We start from the raw sequence: 8,596 nt of genomic DNA, 5'->3' as shown, positions 1-8,596 counted from the left end.
TTGTGGGGTGGGCCCTGGTGCGTATCGTGCACTTTGTTGACGCTGCGAGGTGGGTGTCCTTGGGGGTGGCGTATATGGTTTCCCCCGGGGGGGGGGGGGGTGGGGGGGCCCGGGGGGGGGGCCCCCCTTCTGCGTTTCTGCGTCTCGGTGTGCTCAGTCCAGTGCCAGGCTTCGCAGCACCAGACCCGTCGCCGGCTTCGGGCCGAACGAGGTGGACTTGCGGGGCATCGTGACGCCCTGGCGGGCGAGGTCGCGGACGACCTCCTCCTGTACCGGATGCATGAGGACCGCCGTACCGCCGCGGCGTTCCGCCTGGGCGACCGCGGCCTCCGTGTCGTGGATGTAGGCGATGTCCTCGGGGGCGTCCGGGATGTGCCAGACGTGCTCCAGGAGGGTGGAGTGCAGGACCGTCGCGTCCAGGGTCCGCCAGGCCTGGGGGCGGTCCGTGCGGATCGTGCGGTCGAGGAGGGCCGGGTCCGGGCGGTCGAGGAGGTGGAAGGTGCCGTCGCCCGCGAGGAGGAAGGCGTTGCCCTCGGCCGCGGCGGCCTCCAGGGCCTCCAGGGCCACGGGGAGCGGCCGGTCGATCCTGCGCACCCGGAACGCGTCCCCGAGGGCCGCGAGGGCGTCGGCGACCGGCAGGCGGTTGAGGAGGCGGTGGATCGAGCGGACCCGCAGGGGGTAGCGGGCGGTGTCGATGAGGAGGACCAGGCCGTAGTTCCAGGGGCCGGGGGCCGCGTGCTCCTCGCGGAGGCGCAGGTACGTCGCCCAGCGGTGGTGGCCGTCGGCGATGAGGGCCTGGTGGTGGGCCAGTTCGCCGGCGATCACGGCGAGTTCGGCGGGTTCGGTGACCGCCCAGAGGCGGTGCTGGAAGCCGTCCTCCGTGGTGGTGGAGAACAGGGGCTCGCGCCGGACGGTGCTCTCGATGACCGCTGCGGCGCCGCCCTCCTCGGCTCCGACGTACGTGAGGAGCAGGGGCTCCAGGTTGGCGGCCGTGGTCCGCATCAGGGCGGCGCGGTCCTCGACGACGTGCGGCATGACGTCCTCGTGGGGGAGGACGACGCCCTCCGCCGGTGTGGAGAGCTCCAGGGCGCCGATGACGCCGCGCTGGAGGATGCCGTCGCCGCTCTGCTCGTACACGTAGAGCGCGGGCTCCGGGTCCGGGGCGAGGACGCCGTCCGCGAGCCAGCGGTCGAGGGTGACGGCGGCCTTGCGGTGGCGGGTGCCGGCGGTGATCGCCTGGGGGAGGATCAGCCGCACGATGTTGTGCGGATCGGCGGACTCCAGATGGAGCAGTCCGTCAGGTCGTACGACGACGTCGTAGGGAGGGGACATCACGGCGGCGAGGCTGCCGACCCGCTCGGGGACGTACCGGAGTCCGCGGAACGGGGTCAGGTGCAGGCCCGTGGTGTCGTCGCGGACGCCGTCGGCCGCGTGACCTGATGTGTTCATCCTGTCATCGTATGTGGGCGGGCATGAGCGATGATCGGGAGAGTGGGGGAATTCACCCGGTGATCTGAGGAGTGTGCGGTGACGGTGCGGAACGGCCAGGGACAGCGGGACGGCGGCAGGGCGTACCCGGGCGGCAGCGCGGTCGCGCTGAGCGAGGCGTACGACACGGCGCTCCTGGACCTGGACGGTGTCGTGTACGCGGGCGGGGAGGCCGTTCCGCACGCCGTGGAGGCGCTCGGGGCGGCCCGGGCCGGCGGGATGCATCTGGCGTACGTCACCAACAACGCGCTGCGGACGCCCGGTGAGGTGGCGGAGCATCTGACGGACCTCGGCGTGCCGGCGGAGGCCGGGGACGTCGTCACCTCGGCGCAGGCGGTGGCCCGGCTGATCGCGGACGAGGTGCCGGCGGGATCCCGGGTGCTTGTCATCGGCGGCGAGGGGCTGCGGGTGGCGCTGCGCGAGCGGGGGCTCGTACCGGTGGAGTCGGCGGACTACGACCCGGCGGCGGTCGTGCAGGGGTACGGCGGGCCCGAGATGGGGTGGGGCCGGTTCGCGGAGGCGGCCTACGCGGTGGAGCGGGGAGTGCCCTGGTACGCCTCCAACACCGACCTGACGATCCCCGGGGCGCGGGGGATCGGGCCGGGCAACGGGGCGGCGGTGGAGGTCGTGCGGATCGCCACCGGGGGCCGGTACGAGCCGAAGGTCGCGGGGAAGCCGCAGCCGCCGATGCACCGGGAGACGGTGCTGCGGACGGGGGCGCGGCGGCCGCTGGTGGTGGGGGACCGGCTGGACACGGACATCGAGGGCGCGTTCAACGGCGGGGTGGACTCGCTGCTGGTGCTGACCGGGGTGACGGACGTGGCGCAGCTGCTCGCGGCCGTGCCCGAGCACCGGCCCACGTATGTGGCGGCCGATCTGCGGGGGCTGCTCGTGGGGCAGCCCGAGGTGGTCGCGGACGGGGACGGGGGCTACGTGTGCGGGGGGTGGCGGGCGTCCGTGAGCGGCGGTGGGCTCGTCCTCGACGGCGCGCCGGGCGAGGGCGCGGACGTGTTGGACGCGGTGCGGGCGCTGTGCGGGGCGGCCTGGTCGGAGGCGGACCGGGCGGGCGGTGGCGTGCCGGACGCGGGGAAGGTGCTTGCGCTGCTCGGGGTGTGACCGATCAGTGAGGTTGGGTAGGCTAACCTAACTTCGCGTGATCGTGGTCGTCACCGCCTGGACCGGCCACGGACGAGACACCGGGAGTGCGGGTATGGACGGTCGGCAGCAGCGCCTGAGCGCGGAATCGGTCACCCTGGCGTACGAGCAGCGGATCATCGCCCGCGACCTGTCCGTCGCGATCCCCGACCAGTCGTTCACCGTCATCGTCGGACCCAACGCCTGCGGCAAGTCCACCCTCCTGCGCGCCCTCTCCCGGATGCTGAAGCCCAGCGGGGGCCGTGTCCTGCTCGACGGGCAGTCGATCCACGCGATGCCCGCCAAGAAGGTCGCGAAGACCCTCGGGCTGCTGCCCCAGACCTCCGTGGCCCCCGACGGCATCACCGTCGCCGACCTCGTCGCGCGCGGCCGCTACCCGCACCAGGGGCTGCTGCGGCAGTGGTCCCCGGAAGACGAGCGCATCACGCGGGAGTCCATGGCGGCGACGGGCGTCGCCGAGCTGGCCGACCGGTACGTGGACGAGCTCTCGGGCGGTCAGCGCCAGCGCGTGTGGATCGCCATGGCGCTGGCCCAGCAGACGCCGCTGCTGCTGCTCGACGAGCCCACCACGTACCTCGACATCCAGCACCAGATCGACGTCCTCGACCTGTGCGCCGAGCTGCACGAGACGCAGGGGCGGACGCTCGTCGCCGTCCTCCACGACCTCAACCACGCGGCCCGGTACGCCACCCACCTCATCGCCGTCCGCGACGGCGAGGTCGTCGCCGAGGGACCGCCGTCGGAGGTGGTGACCGCCGAGCTCGTCGAGCGGGTCTTCGGGCTGCGCTGCCAGGTCATCGAGGACCCCGAGACGGGGACGCCGCTGGTCGTGCCGGCCGGGCGGAAGGCGCGCGTCCGGGCCACCGTGGGGGCACAGGCGCAGGAGCCCGCGCTGCAGAAGTGAGAGTGCGGGCACGAACGCAGGAGCCCGCGCTGCAGAAGCGACCGTGCGGGTACAAGTGCAGGAGCCCGCGTCACAGAAGTGACCTCAAGGCCGTCGCGCTACAGAAGTGACCGCAGTCTGAGGAGGTCGCGGAAGCCGGCCTCCAGTCTGACCCGGCCCGCGGTCCAGGCCTTCGCGAAGTTCAGCTCGCCGTCCACCATCGCCACCAGGTCGTCGCCGGTCATCGCGAGACGGATCTGCGCCTTGGCCGGCGGCGGGCCGTCCACCGCCGAGTCGACCCGGATCCGGCCGTCCGCGAGGCGGCCCGTGAACGTCGTGTCCAGGTCCGTGATGTGGCAGCTCAGGCTGCGGTCGAGCGCGGCCGCGCCGCGCACGCCCTCGTTCGCCCGCGCGAGATTGTCCGAAAGTCTGTCCAGTGCGCCGCGGCACTCCGTGATCGTCGCCATCGTCGTCGACGGTACCCCAGGGCTTCGCGGTAGCGTCGGGGCATGAGCGACGCCACCCCCGAAGCCCCGCAGGAGCAGGCCCCGGCCGCGACGGACGAGCCCGCGGGACCCGCGCCGCTCGGTGTCGCCGTGGAGCCCACCGGCCATCCCGCCGTCGACGCCGGCCTCGCGCGTCTCGCCGAGCTCGACCACCTCCCGGCGGACGGACACCTGGCGGTGTACGAGGATGTACACCGTGGACTGCGCGCCGAGCTGACCTCGCTCGACGCGCACCCCGCCCCCCGTCCGTACGACAACAGGAGCTGAACCGAACGTGGCAGGACCGGCACGCCGCCGTCTGGACGCCGAGCTGGTACGGCGCAAGCTCGCGCGCTCGCGCGAGCACGCCAGCCAGCTGATCGCCGCGGGCCGGGTGACCGTCGGCAAGACCGTCGCCACCAAGCCCGCCACCCAGGTCGAGACCGCCGCGGCCATCGTCGTCTCCCAGGACGACTCCGACCCCGACTACGTCTCGCGCGGCGGCCACAAGCTCGCCGGGGCCTTCGCCGCCTTCGTGCCCCGGGGCCTCCAGGTCGAGGGCCGGCGCGCCCTGGACGCCGGAGCCTCCACCGGCGGCTTCACGGACGTCCTGCTGCGCGCGGGCGCCGCCCACGTCGTCGCCGTCGACGTCGGCTACGGACAGCTCGCCTGGTCGCTGCAGAGCGACGAGCGCGTCACCGTGAAGGACCGCACGAACGTACGCGAGTTGACGCTCGACGCCATCGACGGCGTCCCCGTCGACCTCGTCGTCGGCGACCTGTCCTTCATCCCGCTCGGGCTCGTCCTGCCCGCCCTCGCGGCCTGCACCGCGCCCGGCGCCGATCTCGTCCTGATGGTCAAGCCGCAGTTCGAGGTGGGCAAGGAGCGGCTCGGCACCGGCGGAGTCGTACGCTCCGCCGAACTCCGCGCGGACGCCGTGAAGAACGTGGCCCGACAGGCCGGCGAGCTCGGCCTCGGCGTCCTCGGCGTCACCGCCAGCCCCCTGCCCGGCCCCTCCGGCAACGTCGAGTACTTTCTGTGGCTGCGGGCAGGCGCGCCCGCGCTGGATCCGGCTGACGTCGACCGCGCCGTGGCGGAGGGACCTCGTTGAGCTCAACTGCAGCAGCACCATCGGGAACAACACGCACCGTCTTCCTGCTCGCGCACACCGGCCGCCCGGCCGCCGTGCGCAGCGCCGAACTGGTCGTCCTGGGGCTGCTGCGCTGCGGCATCGGCGTCCGCGTCCTGGAGGCCGAGGCCGCGGACCTGCCGCTGCCGCCGTCCGTCGAGAAGGTGCCGGAGGCGTGCTCCGACGCGCTCGACGGCTGTGAACTCCTCGTCGTCCTCGGCGGCGACGGCACCCTGCTGCGCGGCGCGGAGTTCTCCCGCGCCTCCGGCGTGCCCATGCTCGGCGTCAACCTGGGGCGCGTCGGCTTCCTCGCGGAGGCCGAGCGCGACGACCTCGACAAGGTCGTCGACCGGGTCGTCACCAAGGCGTACGAGGTCGAGGAGCGCATGACCCTCGACGTCACCGTGTACGAGAACGGCGACGTCCTGCACCGCGACTGGGCGCTGAACGAGGCCGCCGTGCAGAAGGTCTCGCCGGAGCGGATGCTGGAGGTCGTCCTCGCGATCGACGGGCGCCCGGTGACCGGCTTCGGCTGCGACGGGGTGATCTGCGCGACACCCACCGGCTCCACCGCCTACGCCTTCTCTGCGGGCGGCCCGGTCGTCTGGCCCGAGGTCGAGGCGCTGCTCATGGTCCCGATCGGGGCCCACGCACTCTTCGCCAAGCCGCTGATCACCACCCCCCAGTCGGTGCTCACCGTCGAGGTCGAGCCGCACACCCCGCACGGCGTGCTGTGGTGCGACGGGCGGCGGACCGTGGAGCTCCCCGCGGGCGCGCGCGTCGAGGTGCGGCGGGGCGCCGTGCCGGTCCGGCTCGCCCGGTTGCACCACGCCTCCTTCACGGACCGGCTCGTCGCCAAGTTCGCCCTGCCGGTCTCGGGATGGCGGGGCGCACCGCGCTGACCCGCCCCGTAACGACTGGTGCTCCCGAGGGTTACGCCCGGGGGCGATGTCGCATCCGACCCGGGAAACCTCGTATGGTCTGGGGCGTGCTGGAGGAGATGCGGATACGGTCGCTCGGGGTCATCGACGACGCGGTGGTCGAGCTGTCACCCGGCTTCACCGCGGTGACCGGTGAGACCGGTGCGGGCAAGACCATGGTCGTGACCAGCCTGGGGCTGCTGCTCGGCGGACGAGCCGACCCGGCCCTGGTGCGGATCGGCGCGGCCTCGGCCGTCGTCGAGGGGCGGATCAGCGTGCCCGCGAGCGCGCCCGTCGCCGTACGCGCCGAGGAGGCCGGGGCCGAGCTCGACGAGGGCGTGCTCCTCGTCAGCCGCACCGTCTCCGCCGAGGGACGCTCGCGCGCCCACCTCGGCGGGCGCTCCGTGCCCGTCGGGCTGCTCGCCGAGCTCGCCGACGAGCTCGTCGCCGTCCACGGCCAGACCGACCAGCAGGGCCTGCTCAAGCCCGCCCGGCAGCGCGGCGCCCTCGACCGGTACGCCGGCGAGGCCGTGTCCGTGCCGCTCGCGGCCTACGGCGAGGCGTACCGGCGGCTGCGCGCCGTCACCGCCGAACTGGACGAGATCACCACCCGGGCCAGGGAACGCGCCCAGGAGGCCGATCTGCTGCGCTTCGGGCTCGGCGAGATCGAGGCCGTCGAGCCGCGCACGGGCGAGGACGTCGAACTGGCCGCCGAGGCCGAGCGGCTCGGGCACGCCGAGGCCCTCGCCTCCGCCGCCGCGCTCGCGCACGGCGCGCTCGCGGGCAACCCCGAGGACCCCGAGGCCGTCGACGCGACCACCCTGGTCGCGGGCGCGGGCCGGGCCCTGGAGGCCGTACGGTCGCACGACCCGGCGCTCGCCGGGCTCGCCGACCGGATGGGCGAGATCTCCATCCTGCTGTCGGACGTGGCGCAGGAGCTGGCCGGATACGCCGACAACCTGGACGCCGATCCGCTGCGGCTCGCCGCCGTCGAGGAACGGCGGGCCCTGCTCACCCAGTTGACCAGGAAGTACGGCGAGGACATCGACGCCGTCCTCGCCTGGGCGGAGGAGAGCGCGGGGCGGCTCGGCGAGCTCGACGGCGACGACGACCGGATCGAGGAGCTCACCGCCGAGCGGGACCGGCTGCGCGACGAGCTGTCCGTGCTCGCGCAGCGGCTCACCGACGCGCGTACGGAGACGGCCGCCCGGTTCGCCGACGCGGTCACCGCCGAACTCGCCTCGCTCGCCATGCCCCACGCGCGCGTGTCCTTCGCCATCGCCCAGACCGAGGACCCCGAGGGCGTCGAGGTCGGCGGCCGGCGGGTCGCCTACGGCCCGTCCGGGGCCGACGAGGTCGAGCTGCTGCTCGCCCCGCACCCCGGCGCCCCGCCCCGGCCCATCGCCAAGGGCGCGTCCGGCGGTGAGCTGTCCCGGGTGATGCTCGCCGTGGAGGTCGTCTTCGCCGGGGTCGACCCGGTGCCGACGTACCTCTTCGACGAGGTCGACGCGGGCGTCGGCGGCAAGGCGGCCGTGGAGATCGGCCGCCGGCTCGCCAAGCTCGCCAGGTCCGCGCAGGTCGTGGTCGTCACCCACCTCCCGCAGGTCGCGGCCTTCGCCGACCGGCAGCTGCTCGTCGAGAAGACCAACGACGGCTCCGTGACCCGCTCCGGCGTCACCGTCCTGGAGGGCGAGGAGCGGGTCCGGGAGCTGTCCCGGATGCTCGCAGGCCAGGAGGACTCCGAGACGGCCAGGGCCCACGCGGAGGAGCTGCTCGCGACGGCGCGGGCGGACGCGTGAGCGTGGCCTCGGGGGCCCTCGGGCGGATCGGGACGTTCGCCGTCGCCTTCGGGGCGACCCGGTCCGCGTACGGGCAGCTGCTGAGGCGGCCGCCGGGAAACCCGGGCAGCTGGGAGCGGACCAACCACGCCGGCCGGCCGGTACGGCTCCAGTCCGGACCGGCCGCCGCCTTCGGCTCGGCCGTCGCCGTCCTGCCCACGGCACCCGCCGCCGCCCTGGCCGTCGCCGCGGCGGCCGTGTGCGGGCGCCACGACGATCTGCACGGTGACCACCGGCGGGGGTTCCGGGAGCATCTGGCGGCACTCCGGGACGGTGAGGTGACCAGTGGGGCGGTGAAGCTGTTCGGGATCGGCGCCGCCTCGCTCGCCGCCGGGGCCCTCCTCAAGGAGAAGCCCGTCGACAAGGTCCTCGCCGGCGTCGTCATCGCCGGTACCGCCCACCTGGTGAACCTCGTGGACGTACGGCCGGGGCGCGCGGGCCTTCTCGTGCTCGGGCTCTCCGCGCCCGGGCTCCTCCGGGGGTCCCTCGCCGCCGCCCCGATGGGGGCCGCGGCGGCGGTACTCGGCGACGACCTCGGCGAGGTGACCATGCTCGGCGACATGGGCGCGCATGCGCTCGGTGCCGCCGTCGGGAGCGCCGTCGCGGGCTCCAACGGGCGGCTCGGACTCGCCACGCACGCGGCCGGGTTGGTCGCGGCGGCGGTGTGGGGAGAGCGGGCGGCTTCCGCCTGACGGCGC

The 8,596-nt window shown here is 74.4% G+C and carries 9 protein-coding genes; 7 read left to right on the top strand and 2 right to left on the bottom strand.

Annotated elements, in window-relative coordinates; translation table 11 throughout:
* Nucleotides 1-153 precede the first annotated feature (153 nt).
* Nucleotides 154-1,449 (bottom strand): DUF1015 family protein, encoded by a 1,296-nt coding sequence (locus ACFYX3_RS22315; RefSeq protein WP_389015943.1) that lies wholly within the window; start codon nucleotides 1,447-1,449, stop codon nucleotides 154-156.
* Between the two features lie 78 nt (nucleotides 1,450-1,527).
* Here ACFYX3_RS22315 and ACFYX3_RS22310 point away from each other — a divergent pair, with 78 nt between their 5' ends.
* Together ACFYX3_RS22310 and ACFYX3_RS22305 are read left to right on the top strand one after the other, a co-directional pair.
* Nucleotides 1,528-2,604, top strand: coding sequence for an HAD-IIA family hydrolase (locus ACFYX3_RS22310; RefSeq protein WP_389015940.1), 1,077 nt, complete (start codon nucleotides 1,528-1,530; stop codon nucleotides 2,602-2,604).
* Between the two features lie 94 nt (nucleotides 2,605-2,698).
* On the top strand, nucleotides 2,699-3,547 hold the full coding sequence (locus ACFYX3_RS22305) for an ABC transporter ATP-binding protein (RefSeq protein ID WP_389015937.1): 849 nt from the start codon (nucleotides 2,699-2,701) through the stop codon (nucleotides 3,545-3,547).
* A 98-nt stretch (nucleotides 3,548-3,645) separates the two neighbouring features.
* On the opposite strand, the gene ACFYX3_RS22300 is transcribed toward ACFYX3_RS22305, so the two are convergent.
* The gene (locus ACFYX3_RS22300) at nucleotides 3,646-3,993 is read right to left on the bottom strand and encodes an SCP2 sterol-binding domain-containing protein (protein WP_389015934.1); all 348 of its coding nucleotides are present in this window, start codon (nucleotides 3,991-3,993) and stop codon (nucleotides 3,646-3,648) included.
* A gap of 42 nt (nucleotides 3,994-4,035) precedes the next feature.
* On the opposite strand from ACFYX3_RS22300, the gene ACFYX3_RS22295 reads away from it, so the two are divergent.
* The 5 genes from ACFYX3_RS22295 to ACFYX3_RS22275 all read left to right on the top strand — a co-directional run bounded on the left by ACFYX3_RS22295 (nucleotide 4,036) and on the right by ACFYX3_RS22275 (nucleotide 8,590).
* Nucleotides 4,036-4,299 (top strand): hypothetical protein, encoded by a 264-nt coding sequence (locus ACFYX3_RS22295; protein ID WP_376593912.1) that lies wholly within the window; start codon nucleotides 4,036-4,038, stop codon nucleotides 4,297-4,299.
* Nucleotides 4,300-4,306: 7 nt separating this feature from the next.
* A complete protein-coding gene (locus ACFYX3_RS22290; RefSeq protein WP_376593913.1) occupies nucleotides 4,307-5,122 on the top strand; it encodes a TlyA family RNA methyltransferase in 816 nt (271 codons plus the stop codon).
* Nucleotides 5,119-6,042, top strand: a complete 924-nt coding sequence (locus tag ACFYX3_RS22285) for an NAD kinase (protein ID WP_359511290.1) — start codon at nucleotides 5,119-5,121, stop codon at nucleotides 6,040-6,042. The genes ACFYX3_RS22290 and ACFYX3_RS22285 overlap by 4 nt, the downstream gene beginning before the upstream one ends.
* Before the next feature lie 74 nt (nucleotides 6,043-6,116).
* On the top strand, nucleotides 6,117-7,859 hold the full coding sequence (recN, locus tag ACFYX3_RS22280) for a DNA repair protein RecN (protein ID WP_376593914.1): 1,743 nt from the start codon (nucleotides 6,117-6,119) through the stop codon (nucleotides 7,857-7,859).
* Entirely contained in the window at nucleotides 7,856-8,590 is a 735-nt protein-coding gene (locus ACFYX3_RS22275; protein WP_389015928.1) for a hypothetical protein, read from the top strand. The genes recN and ACFYX3_RS22275 overlap by 4 nt, the downstream gene beginning before the upstream one ends.
* Nucleotides 8,591-8,596: the final 6 nt, after the last annotated feature.

This window comes from Streptomyces sp. NPDC002463 (assembly GCF_042889835.1).
Taxonomy (GTDB): Bacteria; Actinomycetota; Actinomycetes; order Streptomycetales; family Streptomycetaceae; genus Streptomyces; species Streptomyces nymphaeiformis.
This window is presented reverse-complemented; position numbering and strand designations above follow the sequence as displayed.

Excerpts from the sequence above, each read along its gene's own strand:
- ACFYX3_RS22300 (WP_389015934.1), bottom strand. The coding sequence starts at position 3,993 with ATGGCGACGATCACGGAGTGCCGCGGCGCACTGGACAGACTTTCGGAC.
- ACFYX3_RS22305 (WP_389015937.1), top strand. The coding sequence starts at position 2,699 with ATGGACGGTCGGCAGCAGCGCCTGAGCGCGGAATCGGTCACCCTGGCG.
- ACFYX3_RS22315 (WP_389015943.1), bottom strand. The coding sequence starts at position 1,449 with ATGAACACATCAGGTCACGCGGCCGACGGCGTCCGCGACGACACCACG.
- ACFYX3_RS22295 (WP_376593912.1), top strand. The coding sequence starts at position 4,036 with ATGAGCGACGCCACCCCCGAAGCCCCGCAGGAGCAGGCCCCGGCCGCG.
- recN (WP_376593914.1), top strand. The coding sequence starts at position 6,117 with ATGGTCTGGGGCGTGCTGGAGGAGATGCGGATACGGTCGCTCGGGGTC.